Source organism: Azospirillum sp. TSH58 (genome assembly GCF_003119115.1).
In the GTDB taxonomy this organism is placed as follows: Bacteria; Pseudomonadota; Alphaproteobacteria; order Azospirillales; family Azospirillaceae; genus Azospirillum.
Genome location: NZ_CP022369.1, coordinates 446094 through 461912, shown reverse-complemented (window position 1 = coordinate 461912; position 15819 = coordinate 446094). Strand labels below are relative to the sequence as shown.

The following is a 15819-nucleotide window of genomic DNA, read 5'->3' as shown; positions in this document are numbered from 1 at the left end:
CTTGAAAATCGGCAGCGGGCGATCCTGTCGCCGCTCAGGCGAAGCGCTTCGCTCCGGCGACGCACAGCACGATCAGCCCGGTCACGGCGATCATGCTCCAGGCCACCGGCTCGTTCAGCAGGAGACCCGCCAGCGTCAGCCCGAAAAAGGGCTGGAGAAGCTGCAACTGCCCGACGCCGGCGATGCCGCCGAGCGCGAGCCCCCGGTACCAGAAGATGAAGCCGACCAGCATGCTGAAGACGGAGACGTAGGCCAGGCCGATCCAGGCCGGGGCGTCGATGCCCGCCCAGGCGTCCGGCATCGTCGCGAGCGCCACGCCAGCCATCACCGGCGTCGTCAGCACGAGCGCCCAGGAAATCACCTGCCAGCCGCCGAGGCGGCGCGACAGCACCGCGCCCTCGGCGTAGCCCAGCCCGCAGAGCAGGACGGCCGCCACCATCAGCCCGGCACCGGTGAGCGACGCGCCGCCGCCCTGGGCCAGGGCGAAGCCGACCACGGCGAGGCTGCCCAGGACCGAGAACAGCCAGAAGACCGGCTTCGGCCGCTCCCGGCCGCGCAGAACGCCGAACAGGGCGGTGGACAGCGGCAGAAGACCGATGAAGACGATGGAGTGCGCGGAGGTGATGTGCCGGAGCGCCAGCGCGGTGAGCAGCGGGAAGCCGACGACCACGCCGAGCGCCACCACCGCGAGCGGCGCGAGGTCGCCCCGCCGCGGGCGGGCCTGCCGCAGCACGGCCAGCAGGGCGGCCGCCAGCACGGCGGCGATCAGCGCCCGCGCCGAGGTCAGGAACAGGGGCGTGAAGCTGCCGACCGCGACGCGCGTCGCCGGCAACGACCCGCTGAAGATGAGCACGCCCAGCAACCCGCTGCCCCAACCCGCCGTCGCCCACCGCATCCCCTGCTCCTGTTCGATCCCATGCCCGTCGGGGGACGAGCCTAGCGCGGCGGGCGCTGGCGGAGACAGTCACGGACCCATACAATCGCACCGAACTGTATTGGTACCGGGTGCGGTACACTTGCCGAAGGTGGCGTGATGACGAACCGAACGGGCACGCGGACGGTCGAGGTGATGGAGGCGATCCGCCAGAGGATGGCGGACCGCCGGCTGTCGCCGGGGGACCGGCTGCCCTCCATCCGCCGCTTCGCCGCGACCATGGGCGTGTCGCCGTCCACCGTGGTGGAGGCCTACGACCGTCTCGCCGCGGACGGCGTGATCCGCTCGCGGCCCGGCTCCGGCTTCTACGTGTCCGGCGCCCTGCCGCCGCTCGCCCTGGCCGAGGCCGAACCGCGCCGCGACCGGGCCATCGATCCCTTCTGGGTGTCCCGCCAGTCGCTCGACGCCGGTGCGGAGATGCTGAAGCCCGGCTGCGGGTGGCTGCCGGCGGACTGGATGCCCAACGCCGCTTTGCGCCGCGCCCTGCGCCGCCTCGCCCACGCCGACGACGCCGTTCTGGCCGATTACGGCAGCACGCGCGGCTCGCTCGCCCTGCGCCGGTTGCTGGCCCGGCAGTTCGCGGAGGAGGGACTTGCCGTGGCGGCCGACCAGATTCTGCTGACCGGGTCGGGAACCCAGGCGATCGACCTGATCTGCCGTTTCCTGCTGCGCCCCGGCGACGCCGTGCTGGTCGACGACCCCTGCTACTTCAACTTCCAGGCCCTGCTGCGCGCCCATCAGGTCCGCATCATCGGCGTTCCCTACACGCGGAGCGGTCCGGACACCGCGCTCTTCGCCGCGGCGCTGGCCGAGCATCAGCCCCGCCTCTACATCACCAACGCGGCGCTCCACAACCCGACCGGCGCCACGATGTCGCCGCAGACGGCGCACCGGCTGCTCAAGGCCGCCGCCGCCCACGACGTCACCATCGTCGAGGACGACATCTTCGCCGGTTTCGAGCCGGACCCCTCGCCGCGCCTCGCCGTCCTCGACGGGCTGGCCCAGGTCATCCGGATCGGCAGCTTCTCCAAGACGCTCTCCGCCTCGGTCCGCTGCGGCTTCCTCGCGGCACGGCCGGATTGGGTGGAGGCTCTGGTCGATCTGCAGGTCGCGACGAATTTCGGCGGTCCCAGCCCGGTCGCCGCCGAACTCGTCCTCGCGACCCTCGGCGACGGCGGCCACCGCAAGCATCTCGACGGCCTCCGCCGCCGTCTGACCCGGCTGCGGCGCGAGATGGCGGACCGGCTGGCGGCCATCGGCCTGCAGCCCTGGCTGATGCCGCGCGGCGGCTTCTACCTCTGGTGCGGCCTGCCGGACGGCCGGGATGCGGCGGCCGTCGCGCGGGCGGCGCTGGACGAACAGGTGGTCCTCGCCCCCGGCAACGTCTTCAGCGTCGGCCAGTCCGCCGCCGGCTTCCTGCGCTTCAACGTCGCCCAGATGGGCGACCCGCGCGTCTTCGAGGTTCTGAGGCGCGCCGTGGCGGCGAACGAACCGTAATCAGCGTGGCGTGTCCTCCCCTCCGGCCATGGCGTCCTCGCCGGACGCCTTGCGCGGCCACAGCCCCGAGAGCAGCAGCAGCCCGACACCGCCGGTGATGCCGATGTCGGCGACGTTGAAGGTCGGCCAGTGCCAGCCGAAGGCGTGGAGGTCGATGAAGTCGGTGACGGCACCCTGGCGGAGGCGGTCGACGATGTTGCCCACCGCGCCGCCCGCGATCGCGCCGAAGCTCGCCGCCTCGGCGCGGCTGTCCGAGCGGGCCGCCCAGACCACGAGGACCGCGACGACGAGCAGCGCCGCTCCGGACAGCAGCCAGGGGCCGTAGACGCTGTCGTTCTCCAGCAGACCGAAGCTGACGCCGGTGTTGAAGCCGAGCACGACATTCAGGAAGGGCGTGACCTCGATCAGCCGCGGCGGGTCCAAAAGCTGTTCCAGTGCGACCCATTTGGTGAGTTGGTCGAGGACCAGGACCGCGGCGCCGATGGCGCCCGCCAATTTCAAACCGGCGGATCTCAAACCAGCGGATGGGGCCGCCCATGGCAAACGCATGTCGTTCTCCTTCAGAGCGCCGGCGCCGGGCTCGCACCGGTGCGGCGGAGCAGGCGCAGCGCGTTGAGCGTGACGAGGATGGTGGCCCCGGTGTCCGCTAGGATGGCCAGCCACAGGTCGGTGATACCGAACAGGGTCGTCACCAGGAAGATAGCCTTCAGGCCGAGCGCGAAGGCGACGTTCTGGTGGATGTTGGCGAGCGTCGCCCGCGACAGGGTGACGAGGTCGGCCACCCCCTCGACGCGGTTGCCCAGCAGGGCGGCGTCGGCGGTCTCCAGCGCGACATCGGTGCCGCCGCCCATGGCGATGCCGACGTCGGCGGCGGCCAGGGCCGGACCGTCGTTGATGCCGTCGCCGATCATCGCCACCGTCCCCTGCCCTCTCAGGCCGGCGATGGCGCGCAGCTTGTCCTCCGGCAGCAGTTCGGCCTCGACCTCCAGCCCGAGCGTCCGGGCGACCGCCTGTCCGGTGCGGCGGTTGTCGCCGGTCAGCATGACGCTGCGCACGCCGAGCCCGCGCAACGCGGCGATCCCCCGCGCGGCGTCGGGCCGCGGCTCGTCGCGCAGCGCCAGGAGCCCGACGGGCCGGCCGTCCGCCAGGACCACGGCGACCGTCTTGCCCTCCTCCTCGAAGGCGGCGACGGTGTCGGCGGGCACGGACCCGGCGCCGGCCCGCACGACGGCGTGGCGGGGGGAGCCGACCTCGATCAGGCGCCCGCCGACCACCGCCTGCACCGCCCGCCCCGGAACGGCCTTGCGGTCGCGGGCCGGGCGCAGCGGCACGCCGTCGGCCGCCGCGCGCTCCAGGATGGCGCGGGCCAGCGGGTGGGCCGAGCCGTTCTCGACGGTCGCGGCGAGGCCGAGCAGCGTGCGCTCGCTTCCGTCGAGCGCGACGATGTCGGTGACGCGCGGCTGCCCGAGGGTCAGCGTGCCGGTCTTGTCGAAGGCGATGGTCCGCACCTTGCCGATCGCCTCCAGCGCGGCACCGCCCTTGATGAGCAGGCCGCGTCGGGCGCCCGCCGCGATCCCGGAGGCGATGGCCGCCGGGGTGGAGAGGACCAGCGCGCAGGGGCAGCCGATCAGCAGCAGCGCCAGACCCCGGTAGACCCAGGTGTGCCAGTCCCCACCGAAGGCCAGCGGCGGCACCAGGACGGTCAGGACCGACACGGCGATGACGGCGGGGGTGTAGCGGGCGCTGAACCGCTCGATCCAGCGCGCGGTCGGCGACTTGGCGGCCTGCGCCTCCTCGACGAGCTGGACGATGCGGGCGATGGTGTTGTCCGACGCCTTGCGGGTGACGCGGACGCGCAGCACCCCGGTGGCGTTGATGCCGCCCGCGAAGACCGGGGAGCCCACGCTCTTGGCGACCGGCACGGACTCGCCGGTCACCGGGGATTCGTCGATGTCGGACTCGCCCTCCTCCACCACGCCGTCGGCGGACACGCGGTCGCCGGGCCGGACGAGCACGAGCTGCCCGACCTCCAGCCGTTCCACCGGCACCGCGCGGGCGCTCTCCCCTTCGATCAGCAGGGCCGTCCGCGGGACCAGCGCCGACAGCGCCCGGATGCCCGAGCGGGCGGTCCCGGCGGCCACGCCCTCCAGCAGCTCGCCGATGGCGAAGAGCAGGACGACCACCGCGGCCTCCTCGGCCTCCCCGATGACCAGCGCGCCCAGCGTCGCCACCGACATCAGCATCTCGATGCTGAAGGGCGACCCGGAGCGGGCGAGCCGGACGGCGCGGCGCCCAAAGACGGCCAGACCGAACAGGGCGGCCGGCATCGGCGCGTAATCCGCCACGCCCGGCGCCAGCCAGGACAGCAGAGAACCGCCCCCGACCAGCAGCGCGATCAGGATGGTGATGCGGCCCCGGCCGGTCTGCCACCAGCGGGGCTCCGTCGCGATGGCGGCGTCCGTCGCCACTCCATTGCCCTCGGTGACATGGAGCGTGTCGGCGGGCTCCACCCCGAAGCCGAGGCCGCGGATCGTCGCCTCGACCGCCGCGCGCGGCGTCGCCGCCTCGTCCAGCGTCAGCCGCAGAATCTGCGAATGGTGGTTGAGCCCGACGCCGGAGGTTCCCGGCAGGCGGCGCAACGCCGTCTCGATCTTGCCGACGCAGCTCGGGCAATCCATGCCCGCCACCTTGTAGCGCAAGGCCTGCCCGGTGCCCGGAACGGCGGCCTCCAATGTCTTGTCCTGCATGATCCACTCCGACCGGCGGTGTGGCGGACCGCGCCATTACAGGGTGCGCGGCTGCCTGTCGTGCGCTACCATGGACCCTGGAGTTACTACAGGGTCAAGAGGGTTTGTGATGGCGAAGCAGGAGCTGTCCATCGGCGCGCTCGGCAAGCTGACCGGCACCAAGGTCGAGACCATCCGCTTCTATGAGAAGATCGGCATCCTGCCGGCGCCCGCCCGCACGGCGGGCAACTACCGCAGCTACGGGCACGACCATGTGCGGCGGCTGACCTTCGTCCGGCGGGTGCGCGACCTCGGCTTCCCGCTGGAGACCGTCCGGGCGATGCTCGATCTGGCCGACCAGCCGGACCGCCCCTGCGGCGAGGTCGACGCCCTGGTCCTCGAACAGCTGGGCGAGGTGGAGCGGAAGATCGCCGATCTGGAGCGCCTGCGCGGGGAGCTGGACCGGCTGGCCCACCAGTGCCGGCGCGGCGGCCGGATGGCCGAGTGCCGCATCATCGAGGCGCTGTCGCCCCATCACGAGGACGGCCGCTGCTGCCCGTGACCCGGCGGGCCCGGACACCGACAAACACAGACGCCATCGACAGGAACCGAGACATGGCCGCCGTCACCCGCGCGGATCTGGAAAACCATCAGGTCGCCGTCTATGTCGCGGCGGTCGCCGCCGGGCTGCTCGCCGCCGCCATCACGCCGGGCGACGCCTGGGGGGCCGGGATCAACCCCTCCCTCGCCGCGCTGATCTACGTCACCTTCCTTCAGGTCCCGCTGGGCGACCTGCGCCGCAGCGTCACCGACACCCGCTTCCTGCTGGCGCTGCTGCTGGTCAATTTCGCGGTGGTGCCCTGCGTCGTCCTCGGGCTCGTCTCCGTGCTGCCCGCGGACCAGCCGGCGGTGCGTCTCGGCGTGCTGCTGGTGCTGCTCGCGCCCTGCATCGATTATGTCGTCGTCTTCACCCATCTCGGGCGCGGCGACGCGCGGCTGGTGCTGGCGGCGACGCCGGTGCTGCTGCTCGTCCAGATGCTGCTTCTGCCCGTCTATCTCGGCCTGTTCGCCGGGGAAGGTGCGGCGGCGCTGATGCAGCCGGGTCCCTTCATCGACGCCTTCGTCGGACTGATCGCCGTGCCGCTGGCGCTGGCCGGGGCGACGCAGGCCTGGGCGGCGCGGCGCGGCGCCGGAAAGGCCGCCGCGGACGCCCTGGCCTGGCTGCCGGTGCCGCTCATGGCGGTGGTGCTGTTCCTCGTCGTCGCCGCGGTCGCCGCCGACGTGGCGGCCCAGGCGCGCACCGTGGCCCTCGCCGTGCCGCTCTACATCGCCTTCGCGCTGGCGATGCCCTACGCCGGCCGGGCCGTGGCGCGCCTGTTCCGGCTGGAGACCGGGGCGGCGCGGGCCGTCGTCTTCAGCGGCGGCACGCGCAATTCCCTGGTCGTCCTGCCGCTGGCCTTCGCCGTCCCGGACGGCGGGGCTCTGGTGCCAGCGGTGGTGGTGACGCAGACGCTGGTGGAGCTGGCGGCGATGCTCACCTACGTCCGCTGGGTGCCGCGCCTCGTGCCCGCGCGCTGAACAAACGCGAAGGGGCGCCTCACACCAGCGAGGCGCCGCCGCACACCACGATGCGCTGGCCGGTGATGCTGGCCGCCGCGTCCGACAGGAGGAAGCCGGTCAGCGCCGCCACCTCCTCCGGCTTCACGAAACGGCCGATGGGGGGCCGCTTCGGCTGCACGCCGGCGCGGTTGGGGTCGGCCAGCATCGGCGTGTCGGTGGCGCCCGGGGCGACGACGTTCACGGTGACGCCGCGCGGCGCCAGTTCGATCGCCCAGGAGCGGGCCAGCCCTGACAGCGCCGCCTTGCTGGCCGCGTACTGGCCGCGCCCGGCCGAGCCGTCCGAGGTGCGGCTGCCGATCAGCACGATCCGCCCGCCCTCCGCCATTGCGGGGACGGCGTGCTCGACGAGCTGCGTCGCCGCCTCGACATGCAGGCGCCACATCGCCTTCGCATCAGCCGCGGCGCTGTCCGCCTCGCCCAGCCGGCCGACGCGCAGGATGCCGGCGGCATGGACCACCGCCCGCACTGGCGGCAGGCCGGCCAGGGCGTCGGCGAGCGCCCCGGCGTCCATCAGATCGACGGCGACGAAGCGCAGGGCCGGATGCGCGATGGCGGGGGCGGTGCGGCTCAGCCCGACCACTTCCCACCCGTCGTCCAGCAGCCGGGCCGCGATGGCCGCACCGATGCCGGAGCTGACCCCGGTCACCAGCGCCCGGCCCGGCGAAGCGGGCCGCTCCGCCTCCGGCCGCTCAGCCATTGTAGCTCATCGCCTGGGCCTTCACCGCCTCGGCGTCGAAGGCGTTGATGTCCGCGATCAGGTCGTTGGTGTAGAAGCGCGACAGGTCCTTCGCCTCCATGCCGTTCAGCGCCATCTCGGTGGTGAACTCGTCCGGGTTGATCTGGCCCATCCTGAAGCCCGGATAGGGCGGCTGGTACAGCTTGATGCGGCGGCTGACCGCGACCAGCACCGCCTTGACCGCCTCCTCCTCGCTGCTGCCGCGCGGCGCGGTCTCCGGGTAGAGCTTGAGGAAGGCCTTGGCGCCCGCCGTCGGGTTGGCGAGCAGGAAGGTCGAGGCCTTGGCCGCCGACCGGCCGAAGCCGACCATCAGCGCGCGGTCGGTCTTCAGCTTGTCGCGCAGCGCCATCAGGAACTGGCCGCCGATCATCGGCAGGCCCTGCGGACGGGTCAGGATCTCGAAGGGGATGCCCGCCCCCTCGATCAGGCCGAAGCCGGTGTCGTAGTAGGCGAGCGCGTCGACCGCCCCGCGCTGGAGCGCCACGCCGGCCGGCACGCCGCCGCCCACCGCCGTCCACTTCACGTCGCGGTCGGGATCGATCCCCAGATTCTTCAGGACGTTGCGGGTCACCGGATATTCGGTGCCGCCGAAGTCGGACACGCCGATGTTCTTGCCCTTGAGGTCGGCGTAGCTCTTGAGCGCCGAGCCCGGCTTCACCGCCACGTCCCATTTGTAGGGGTAGGTGTACTGGTAGAAGCTGATGGCCTCGCCCCATTCGCCCTTGGCGAGGATCGGCAAGGCGTAGGACGGCACGGCGATGCCGACCTCCACGTCGCCGCGGTCCACCGCGACCTGGACGTTGGCGTTGCCGCCCACCGCCATGCCCTTGACGGTGAAGCCCTCGGCGGCGTTGTAACCCAGCGCCTCGCCGATCAGCAGGTTGATGACGCTGGCGTTCAGCGACTTCAGCCCGACGCCCAGCCGCACGGTGCGGGGGGCGGACTGCGCGAAGAGCGAGCGCGGGCCGAGCGCCATGGCGGCGGCGAAGACGCCGGCGGCCTGCAGGCACTGGCGGCGGGTGACGCTGAAAGTGGTCATGATGGTGTCCTCCCCCTTGCTTGTGTTGTTTGAAATCGCTTTGTCCGGGCCGCCGGTCACTTGCGGCCGCGGTTGCCCCAATGGACGATGCGCTGCTCCAGCCCGCGCACGATGCCGTGCAGCAGGATGCCGAAGGCGCCCAGGATCACCAGCGCGGCGAAGACGCCGGCAACGTCGGTCACCGCCTGGGCCTGGGTGATGACGACGCCCATGCCCTGCTGCGCGCCCAGGAACTCCGCCACGATGGTGCCCAGCAGGGCGTAGACCACCGCCATGTCCAGGCCGGCGAAGATGTAGGGGGCGGCGTTCGGCAGCTTGACGATGCGGTAGGTCTCGAAGCGCGAGGCGGAGAGCGAGCGCATCAGGTCGATCTTCTCCGGATCGACGGAACGCAGACCGGTGAAGCTGTTGATCAGGATCGGAAAGAAGGACAGGAGCCCGGCGATGGCGATCTTCGACCCGTCGCCGAAGCCGAACCAGATCACCACCAGCGGCGCGATGGCCACCTTGGGCAGGCTCTGCAGGGCGAAGGCGTAGGGCATCAGCAGCTTCTCGATGGTGCGGCTCTCCGCCATCAGCGAGCCGAGCAGCAGCCCGAGCCCGCCGCCGGCCGCCAGACCGATGGCGGCGTTCTTCAGCGTGCCCCACAGCGGCAGATAGTAGCCGAGCGGGTCGGAGGGCGACACCGCCAGACCCGACCACAGCGCCTTCCACACCGCGGCGGGCGACGGCAGGATGTAGGACGGCACGTCGAGGAAGCGGACGGCGAGCGCCCAGCCGGCGAACAGCGCCACCAGCCCCAGGCCGGCGATCAGCGTGCCGTTGACCGGGCGCGGCGCGCGCGGCGGGGTTTCGGAGGCGGAGGCGGACTCGATGGTGGGATCGGCGACCGCCAGCGTGATGTCGGGCTTGCTCATCATTCCTCTCCCTGTCCGGTCAGAAGCGCGCGGATCTCCTTGGCGAGCGCCGGGTAGTCCGGGTGGCTGATGATGGTGTCGTTGCTGCGCGGGCGCGGGATGTCCACGGTCAGCTCGCGCAGCACGCGGCCGGGGCGCGCGGACATCACGATCACCCGGTCGGCGAGGAAGATCGCCTCGGAGATCGAATGGGTGATCAGCATCACCGTCTTGCCGGTGCTCTGCCAGATGCGCTGCAGCTCCAGGTTCATCCGCTCGCGGGTCAGGGCGTCCAGCGCGCCGAACGGCTCGTCCATCAGCAGGATGCGCGGGTTGCGCACCAGGGCGCGGCAGATGCCGGCGCGCTGCTGCATGCCGCCCGACAGCTCGTAGGGGTAACGGCCGCCGAAATCCTTCAGGCCGGCGACCTCCAGCAGGCGGTCCACGTCGTCCGCCCCGTCGGGCCGGCCGCCGCCGACGCGCAGCGGCAGCGCCACGTTCTCGCGCACCGTCAGCCAGGGCAGCAGGTTGGCCTGCTGGAACACCACCCCGACGTCGCGCGACGGGCCGGAGACGGTCTTGGTGCCCAGCGTGACCTGACCGCTGTCGTAATCGTCCAGCCCGGCCAGGATGCGCAGCAGGGTGCTCTTGCCGCAGCCCGACGGGCCGACGACGCAGACGAACTCGCCGTCGGCGATGTCGAGGTTGATGTTCGACAGCGCCTGGACCCGGCCGGCGGCGTAGGTCTTCTTCAGGTTGCGGATCTGGATCAGCGTCGGCGCGACCGGCCGCAGGCCGGCGATGGGCGCCATCTGTGTCGCTCTCATGGGCATGCTTCCTTCCCCTTTATCGCCCGCTGCCGGTTTCGACCCGGCAGGCCTCGACCCATCCGGTCGGCAGTTCGGTGTATTTGATCGCCTGCCGGAAATAGGTGAAGGCGATGCGCAGCCGGCCGTCCGGCGTCTGGAGAATGGCCGGGTAGGAGAACTCCCGGTTCAGCTTCTCCTTGGAATTGTTGGTCATGCAGTAGCCGTCGCCGACCTCCAGGTCGCGGCGCAGCGGCCAGGTCACCCCGCCGTCGGAGGACAGCGCCAGGGTCAGCGGCGCGCGCGGCGCCCCCCAGAAGGCCGTCCGCCCCTCCGCCGGTGCGTCCGCCGCAGGTTCGGCGGCCGGTTGGGCGGCGGAGGCCGTCGCGTCGCTCGCGTCCTCGCCCGCGTCTTGAATGTCGTCGTACAGGCCGAGCCGGCGGCCGGTCGCGTCGGCGGCGCTGGCGTGGTTGTAGACGATGGCCAGCCGCCCGTCGGACAGGGCCGTCACCTGGATGGAGGAGTTGTTGTTGGGCAGCTCCGTCGGCTCCGGCGCGCTCCAGTTCCGGCCGCCGTCGCTGGACAGGCTGCGGTAGACATGGTCGGCCCAGCGGCTGCGGTAGAAGGCGGCCAGCCGCCCTTCGGCCAGCGGGACGATGTTCATGTGGACGCAGCCGGTGCTGCCGGGGACCGCATGCTCGGTCCAGGTCCGGCCGCCGTCGCTGGAGATGCGCACGGCGCTGGAGTCGTGGTCGCCCACCCAGGCGCGGCCCGGCGTGCCGTGGCACAGGAAGGTCGGCAGCAGCCAGTCGCCGTTGTCCAGCACGACCACCGGCTGGCGGATGAAGACGCCGGTGTGGCCCTCGGCCTCGAACAGGGTGCGCACCGGCCCCCAGCTCCGCCCCTGGTCGGCCGACACGCGGCAGCGGACGATGGCGGTGTCCTGGTGGCCGGAGATCTGGGCGGTGTACATCAGCCACAGCGTGCCGTCGGGCGCCGGGAACAGCACCGGGTTCTGCTCCGACCGGCCGGGATCGTCGGACAGCTTGACCGGCGCCTCCCAGCGGTCGCCGCCGGCCGGCAGGCGGGCGACGTGGATGGACACGTCGGGGATGCCCTCCTGCGTGCCGCCGAACCAGGCGCACAGCAGGTCGCCGTTGGGCAGCAGCGCCAGATTGGCGGCGTGGTTCTGCACGCAGGGCGACGGCAGGAAGGCGTCGATGCGGGCGGGATCGCCGGCCGCCGGAACCAGCGGGCCGCGGCGCTCCGGCGCCGGCGGCGGAGCGGCCTGTTGGGACAGGGGCGATGCAATGGTCATGGTCGTCACTCCTGCGATCCGTCGGCGGCCTCGGCGTAGCGGGCGGCCAGGGCGGCGATGGCGCGGTCGGCCTCCCCGTCGATCAGCACGGGTCCGCGGCTGTGGCCGACCTCCGGCATGGCGTGGCAGAGCGCCCGCTTGACCATGGAGGGCGGGAAGCCCAGCGCGTAGAGGTCCTTGCGGAGCTGGCCGAAATGGGCCTGGGCGGCCTCGGCGGCCTCGTTCTCGCCCGCCATGAAGGCGGTCCAGATGCGGTTCAGCGTCAGCGGGGCGACGTTGCCGAGCCCGGAGACGCAGCCGGCGGCGCCGTTGCGCAGCCCGTGCAGGATCAGCGAATCCGGGCCGACCATCACGTCGAAATCGTCACGCTCGCGGGCCACGGCGAGGAAGCCGTCCAGGCTGTCCTGCGAACCGGCGCTGTCCTTGATGCCGACGATGTTGGGGTGGTCGGCCAGGGTGCGGGCGGCCTCCGGGGTCAGCGTGTTCCCGGTGCGCGCCGGGATGTTGTAGAGGTAGAGCGGCATGGTCAGCGCGTCCGCCACCCGACGGTAATAGCCGATCAGCTCCTCCTGCGAGCAGGCGATGAAGGACGGCGTGATCGCCGATACCGCCTTGACGCCCAGCCGGGCGATGGCGCGACCCAGCGCGATGGTCTGGTGGGTGGAGATCTCGCCGATGTGGGCCAGCACCGGCACGCGGCCGTCAGCGGCCTCCACGCACAGTTCGGCGGCGCGGCGCTTCTCGTCGACGGAGAGCGCGTAGAACTCGCCGTTGGTGCCCGCGCAGAAGACGCCGTTGCCGGCGGCCGCCTGCCGCGCCACCTGCCGGCGCAGCGCCGCCTCGTTCATCCGCTCCTCCGCGTCGAAGGGGGTGACGACGGCGACGAAGGGTCCTGTGATCTTGCTCATCGCATCTACCTTGGGCATTTCCTGGGGGCGTTTCCTGGGGGCTTTTCTTGAGAGGGTCCGGCTTCGGTCCGGACCTTCGTTGGTAGGCGGCCGTCAGTAGGCGGCGCGGTACATCGCCAGTATGTCGTCCCGCCCGACCGGGCGCGGGTTGTTGTCCAGCAGGCGGCGGATGGCGTGCGCCTCCTCGGCCATGCGGGGCAGGTCGTCCTCCGGCACGCCGAGGTCGGAGAGCGACATGGTGCAGCCCAGCGCCACGCACCAGCCGTGCGCCGCCTGAAGGACCGCCGCCGGCTCGCTGACCGGCTTCAGCCCCAGCGCCGCCAGCACCCCCGCCGTCTTCTCCGGCACCGCCGGGGCGTTGAAGGCCAGGACATGGGGGAAGACCAGGGCGTTGGCCGCGCCGTGCGGCACATGGTGGCGGGTGCCCAGCGGGTAGGCGACGGCGTGGCCCGCCGCCGTGTTGACCGGCCCCAGGCAGAAGCCGCCGTAGAGCGAGGCCAGGGCCAGACCGGCCCGCGCCTCGCGGTCGGACCCGTCGGCCACGGCGCGCGGCAGCCAGCGCCCGATCAGCCGGATGCCGGCCAGCGCGTAGAGGTCGATGGCCGGATGGGCCTTGCGGTTGGTGTAGGCCTCCACGCAATGGGCCAGCGCGTCCACCCCGGTGGCGGCGGTCACCGCCCGCGGCACGGTCATCGTCAGGTCGGGATCGACCACCGCCAGATCGGCCAGCATGCGCAGGCTCTGCACGGCGATCTTGCTGGCGGTGGCGGGATCGGTGACCAGGGCGCGGGTGCCGGCCTCGCTGCCGGTGCCGGCGGTGGTCGGCACCTGGGCCAGGGCGGCGCGCTTGGCCCTCACCCGCTCCGCCCCGGCGACGTCGGCGAGGGTCTGGCCGCTGCCCGGCAGCACCGCCGCCAGCTTCGCCAGATCCATGGCGCTGCCGCCGCCGAAGCCGACGACGAGCTGCGGCTCCGCCGCCTCGGCCACGGCCAGCAGGTCGTCGAGGTTGGCGGTGTCGGGCTCCGGCCGCACGCGGTCGAAGACCGTGACCGCGCCCGGCAGGTCGAGCAGCCCGACGCGGGCGGCGTTGAAGGCGTCGGCCACCACCAGCGTGCGGGCGATGCCGTTCTCCCGCGCCCAGGCGCCGACCGAGGCGACCTGCCCGCCGCCGAACAGGACGCGCGGGGGCCGGACCAGCTCGATGGGCGCAAAGGCGGACGGCATGGCGTCGGGCGGGGTGGCGTGGATGGATTCCGTCATGGCGGGTGCTCCTTCCTCAGCCGGCGAGCCGGCGGGCGGCGGCCAGCTTCTCGGCGTAGTCGATGGCCTCGATCAGGCTCAGCTCGTTGGCGATGCCCTTGCCGGCGATGTCGAAGGCGGTGCCGTGATCGACGGAGGTGCGGATGATCGGCAGCCCCAGGGTGATGTTGACCCCGCTCAGCGCGTCCCACCGGCCGGTCGCCGGATCGACGTGGAAGCCCAGCAGCTTGACCGGGATGTGCCCCTGGTCGTGGTACATGGCGACCACCGCGTCGAACTGGCCGGCGCGCAGCTTGACGAAGACCGTGTCGCCCGGCACCGGCCCCACCACGTCCAGCCCGTCGGTCACGCAGCGCTCGATCACCGGGGCGGTGATCTCGATGTCCTGCCGGCCGAACAGCCCGCCCTCCCCGGCGTGGGGGTTGAGGGCGGCGATGGCGATGCGGCGGCGCTCCAGCCCCAGCCCGGCCAGCGTCTCGTCGGTGCGGTCGATGACGTAGCGCAGCCGCTCCGGCGTCAGGCGCTTCGGCACGTCCTCCAGCGCGATGTGGGTGGTGACGTGGCTGACCCGCATGTTGCCGTGGGCCAGCATCATCACCGAGCCGCGGGCGCCGGTCAGTTCGGCCAGCAGGTCGGTGTGGCCGGCGAAGTGGTAGCCGGCCTTGTTCATCGCCTCCTTGTTCAGCGGCGCCGTGACCAGACCGTGGATGCGCCCGGCTTCGGCCAGCCGCACCGCGCGCTCGACCGCCAGATAGGCGAAGCGGCCGCCGTCCACCGACAGCTCGCCGGGGCGGATCGGTTCGCCCTCCGGCCCGGCCTGCAGGCAGGCGAGCGCCGGCCACTCCTCGTCCGCCGTCACCTCGGGGAAGGCGAGGTCGCTGCCCAGCGCGTCGCGCGCCGCCATCAGCGCCGGGTTGCTGCCGATCACCAGAAGCCGCAGGCTTCCGGCGTCCAGCCGCTCCTTGAGGCGGGCGCAGGCCTTCACGATGATCTCGGGTCCGACGCCGGCCGGATCACCCATGGTGATGGCCAGATGGGGGGTCATGCTCGTTCTCCTCGATGCGGCCGGGGCGTGCCCTGGCGCGTTGGTTCCGGTGCCGCCCGGTCCGCGTCGGGGGCGTCCCCGCGGATCAGGCGGCGCAAAAGCGAAGGGTCGCCGAAGGCGCCCGATTTGGAGACGACGCGCACCCCGTTCCAAGCGCCGCCGCGCAGGGTCGAGCCGGGGACGCCGGGCAGCAGGGTACCGTCGATGTCGAGGCGGCCGGCGCCGAGGGCCTGACACAGTGCCCGCAGCGTCTCGCCGCCCGACACCAGCAGGGTCGCCGGCGGGACGAGGCGGCGGGCCAGCGCGCCCAGCTCCCGCCCGATGCGCTCCGCCGCCGCGTCGCGCGCCAGCCCGTCGGGCAGGCCGAGACGGACCAGCGCAACGCCGCGCTCCGCCAGACGCCCGGCGGCGCGGGCCGCGGAGGCGGTCCCGCCGTCCGGCAGGACCAGCACGTCGCCGCCGCAGGCGGCGAGCTGCGCCATCGTCACCGGATGGTCGGTGCCGAACAGGCCCAGCAGGGGACGGGGCAGCGGAGTGGCGGCGAACGACGGCGCCGACTCCCCGGCAGGGGTCATCACCGCCGCCAGGGCCGCCGCCAGACCGCCGCTGCCGCACCACAGCACCCGGCCGGACAGGGCCAGCCCGCTGGCCGCGATGGCGGCGAGGTCGGCGTCGGTCTCGGCGTCCCATAGGCTGACGCCCGGCGGCACCGGGTCGCCGGGACGGGACGGCCGCACCCGCTCGCCTTCCGCTTCCAGGGCGGCCGCCAGATCGGTGGCGACGGCCGTCCAGCCTTCCGCGCCCCGGACGTGCTGGCGGCCGCCCCGCGTCACCCGTCCCTGGAAGGGAAAGGCCGGGGCGACGATGCAATGGTCCGGCCGGTCCACGGCCATCCAGGCGGCGATCTCCGCCGCGCCATGGCCGCGCAGCAGGCTGTCCAGCTTGGCGAAGCGCAGCGCCCCGCTGTCGCTTTCTCCTGAAAATTTTCTCGTGTTCTCACCAAGGTCGTAGCGACGAATCAAGGGTATCCGTGC

General features: G+C 72.7%; 15 protein-coding genes. 3 read left to right on the top strand and 12 right to left on the bottom strand.

What is annotated here, in order from left to right:
- Positions 1 to 34: 34 nt before the first annotated feature.
- The gene (locus tag TSH58p_RS32370) at positions 35 to 895 is read right to left on the bottom strand and encodes a DMT family transporter (protein WP_109069838.1); all 861 of its coding nucleotides are present in this window, start codon (positions 893 to 895) and stop codon (positions 35 to 37) included.
- Between the two features lie 138 nt (positions 896 to 1033).
- Here TSH58p_RS32370 and TSH58p_RS32365 point away from each other — a divergent pair, with 138 nt between their 5' ends.
- Entirely contained in the window at positions 1034 to 2431 is a 1398-nt protein-coding gene (locus tag TSH58p_RS32365; protein ID WP_109069839.1) for a PLP-dependent aminotransferase family protein, read from the top strand.
- Here the strand turns inward: TSH58p_RS32365 and lspA are convergent, their stop codons facing one another.
- On the bottom strand, positions 2432 to 2932 hold the full coding sequence (lspA, locus tag TSH58p_RS32360; protein ID WP_247874019.1) for a signal peptidase II: 501 nt from the start codon (positions 2930 to 2932) through the stop codon (positions 2432 to 2434).
- A 59-nt stretch (positions 2933 to 2991) separates the two neighbouring features.
- On the bottom strand, positions 2992 to 5178 hold the full coding sequence (locus TSH58p_RS32355) for a heavy metal translocating P-type ATPase (protein ID WP_109469635.1): 2187 nt from the start codon (positions 5176 to 5178) through the stop codon (positions 2992 to 2994).
- A gap of 109 nt (positions 5179 to 5287) precedes the next feature.
- Here TSH58p_RS32355 and TSH58p_RS32350 point away from each other — a divergent pair, with 109 nt between their 5' ends.
- Complete coding sequence (locus tag TSH58p_RS32350; protein WP_109071099.1) at positions 5288 to 5719, top strand: helix-turn-helix domain-containing protein; 432 nt, start codon at positions 5288 to 5290, stop codon at positions 5717 to 5719.
- A 53-nt stretch (positions 5720 to 5772) separates the two neighbouring features.
- The gene (locus TSH58p_RS32345) at positions 5773 to 6735 is read left to right on the top strand and encodes a bile acid:sodium symporter (protein ID WP_109071100.1); all 963 of its coding nucleotides are present in this window, start codon (positions 5773 to 5775) and stop codon (positions 6733 to 6735) included.
- 19 nt (positions 6736 to 6754) lie between these two features.
- Here the strand turns inward: TSH58p_RS32345 and TSH58p_RS32340 are convergent, their stop codons facing one another.
- From TSH58p_RS32340 to TSH58p_RS32300, 9 genes are all read right to left on the bottom strand, one after another.
- Positions 6755 to 7474: an SDR family NAD(P)-dependent oxidoreductase gene (locus TSH58p_RS32340; protein WP_109071101.1), complete on the bottom strand. Its 720-nt coding sequence runs from the start codon at positions 7472 to 7474 to the stop codon at positions 6755 to 6757.
- A complete protein-coding gene (locus TSH58p_RS32335) occupies positions 7467 to 8552 on the bottom strand; it encodes an ABC transporter substrate-binding protein (protein WP_109071107.1) in 1086 nt (361 codons plus the stop codon). The genes TSH58p_RS32340 and TSH58p_RS32335 overlap by 8 nt, the downstream gene beginning before the upstream one ends.
- Before the next feature lie 56 nt (positions 8553 to 8608).
- Positions 8609 to 9472, bottom strand: coding sequence for an ABC transporter permease (locus TSH58p_RS32330; protein WP_109071102.1), 864 nt, complete (start codon positions 9470 to 9472; stop codon positions 8609 to 8611).
- A complete protein-coding gene (locus tag TSH58p_RS32325; protein WP_371732465.1) occupies positions 9469 to 10281 on the bottom strand; it encodes an ABC transporter ATP-binding protein in 813 nt (270 codons plus the stop codon). The genes TSH58p_RS32330 and TSH58p_RS32325 overlap by 4 nt, the downstream gene beginning before the upstream one ends.
- 13 nt (positions 10282 to 10294) lie before the next feature.
- The gene (locus TSH58p_RS32320; protein ID WP_109071108.1) at positions 10295 to 11572 is read right to left on the bottom strand and encodes an exo-alpha-sialidase; all 1278 of its coding nucleotides are present in this window, start codon (positions 11570 to 11572) and stop codon (positions 10295 to 10297) included.
- A 5-nt stretch (positions 11573 to 11577) separates the two neighbouring features.
- A complete protein-coding gene (locus TSH58p_RS32315) occupies positions 11578 to 12480 on the bottom strand; it encodes a dihydrodipicolinate synthase family protein (RefSeq protein WP_109071104.1) in 903 nt (300 codons plus the stop codon).
- A gap of 93 nt (positions 12481 to 12573) precedes the next feature.
- Positions 12574 to 13740, bottom strand: coding sequence for an iron-containing alcohol dehydrogenase (locus TSH58p_RS32310; protein ID WP_109071105.1), 1167 nt, complete (start codon positions 13738 to 13740; stop codon positions 12574 to 12576).
- A 16-nt stretch (positions 13741 to 13756) separates the two neighbouring features.
- Positions 13757 to 14785: a 4-hydroxythreonine-4-phosphate dehydrogenase PdxA gene (gene pdxA / locus TSH58p_RS32305; protein ID WP_109071106.1), complete on the bottom strand. Its 1029-nt coding sequence runs from the start codon at positions 14783 to 14785 to the stop codon at positions 13757 to 13759.
- Positions 14782 to 15807: a nucleotide-binding domain containing protein gene (locus TSH58p_RS32300; protein ID WP_247874137.1), complete on the bottom strand. Its 1026-nt coding sequence runs from the start codon at positions 15805 to 15807 to the stop codon at positions 14782 to 14784. The genes pdxA and TSH58p_RS32300 overlap by 4 nt, the downstream gene beginning before the upstream one ends.
- Positions 15808 to 15819: the final 12 nt, after the last annotated feature.

What these genes read in the sequence shown, in the direction of transcription:
- TSH58p_RS32370 (WP_109069838.1), bottom strand. Translation starts at nt 895, where the DNA reads ATGCGGTGGGCGACGGCGGGTTGGGGCAGCGGGTTGCTGGGCGTGCTC.
- TSH58p_RS32365 (WP_109069839.1), top strand. Translation starts at nt 1,034, where the DNA reads ATGACGAACCGAACGGGCACGCGGACGGTCGAGGTGATGGAGGCGATC.
- TSH58p_RS32355 (WP_109469635.1), bottom strand. Translation starts at nt 5,178, where the DNA reads ATGCAGGACAAGACATTGGAGGCCGCCGTTCCGGGCACCGGGCAGGCC.
- TSH58p_RS32350 (WP_109071099.1), top strand. Translation starts at nt 5,288, where the DNA reads ATGGCGAAGCAGGAGCTGTCCATCGGCGCGCTCGGCAAGCTGACCGGC.
- TSH58p_RS32345 (WP_109071100.1), top strand. Translation starts at nt 5,773, where the DNA reads ATGGCCGCCGTCACCCGCGCGGATCTGGAAAACCATCAGGTCGCCGTC.
- TSH58p_RS32340 (WP_109071101.1), bottom strand. Translation starts at nt 7,474, where the DNA reads ATGGCTGAGCGGCCGGAGGCGGAGCGGCCCGCTTCGCCGGGCCGGGCG.
- TSH58p_RS32335 (WP_109071107.1), bottom strand. Translation starts at nt 8,552, where the DNA reads ATGACCACTTTCAGCGTCACCCGCCGCCAGTGCCTGCAGGCCGCCGGC.
- TSH58p_RS32330 (WP_109071102.1), bottom strand. Translation starts at nt 9,472, where the DNA reads ATGATGAGCAAGCCCGACATCACGCTGGCGGTCGCCGATCCCACCATC.
- TSH58p_RS32325 (WP_371732465.1), bottom strand. Translation starts at nt 10,281, where the DNA reads ATGCCCATGAGAGCGACACAGATGGCGCCCATCGCCGGCCTGCGGCCG.
- TSH58p_RS32320 (WP_109071108.1), bottom strand. Translation starts at nt 11,572, where the DNA reads ATGACCATTGCATCGCCCCTGTCCCAACAGGCCGCTCCGCCGCCGGCG.
- TSH58p_RS32315 (WP_109071104.1), bottom strand. Translation starts at nt 12,480, where the DNA reads ATGAGCAAGATCACAGGACCCTTCGTCGCCGTCGTCACCCCCTTCGAC.
- TSH58p_RS32310 (WP_109071105.1), bottom strand. Translation starts at nt 13,740, where the DNA reads ATGACGGAATCCATCCACGCCACCCCGCCCGACGCCATGCCGTCCGCC.
- pdxA (WP_109071106.1), bottom strand. Translation starts at nt 14,785, where the DNA reads ATGACCCCCCATCTGGCCATCACCATGGGTGATCCGGCCGGCGTCGGA.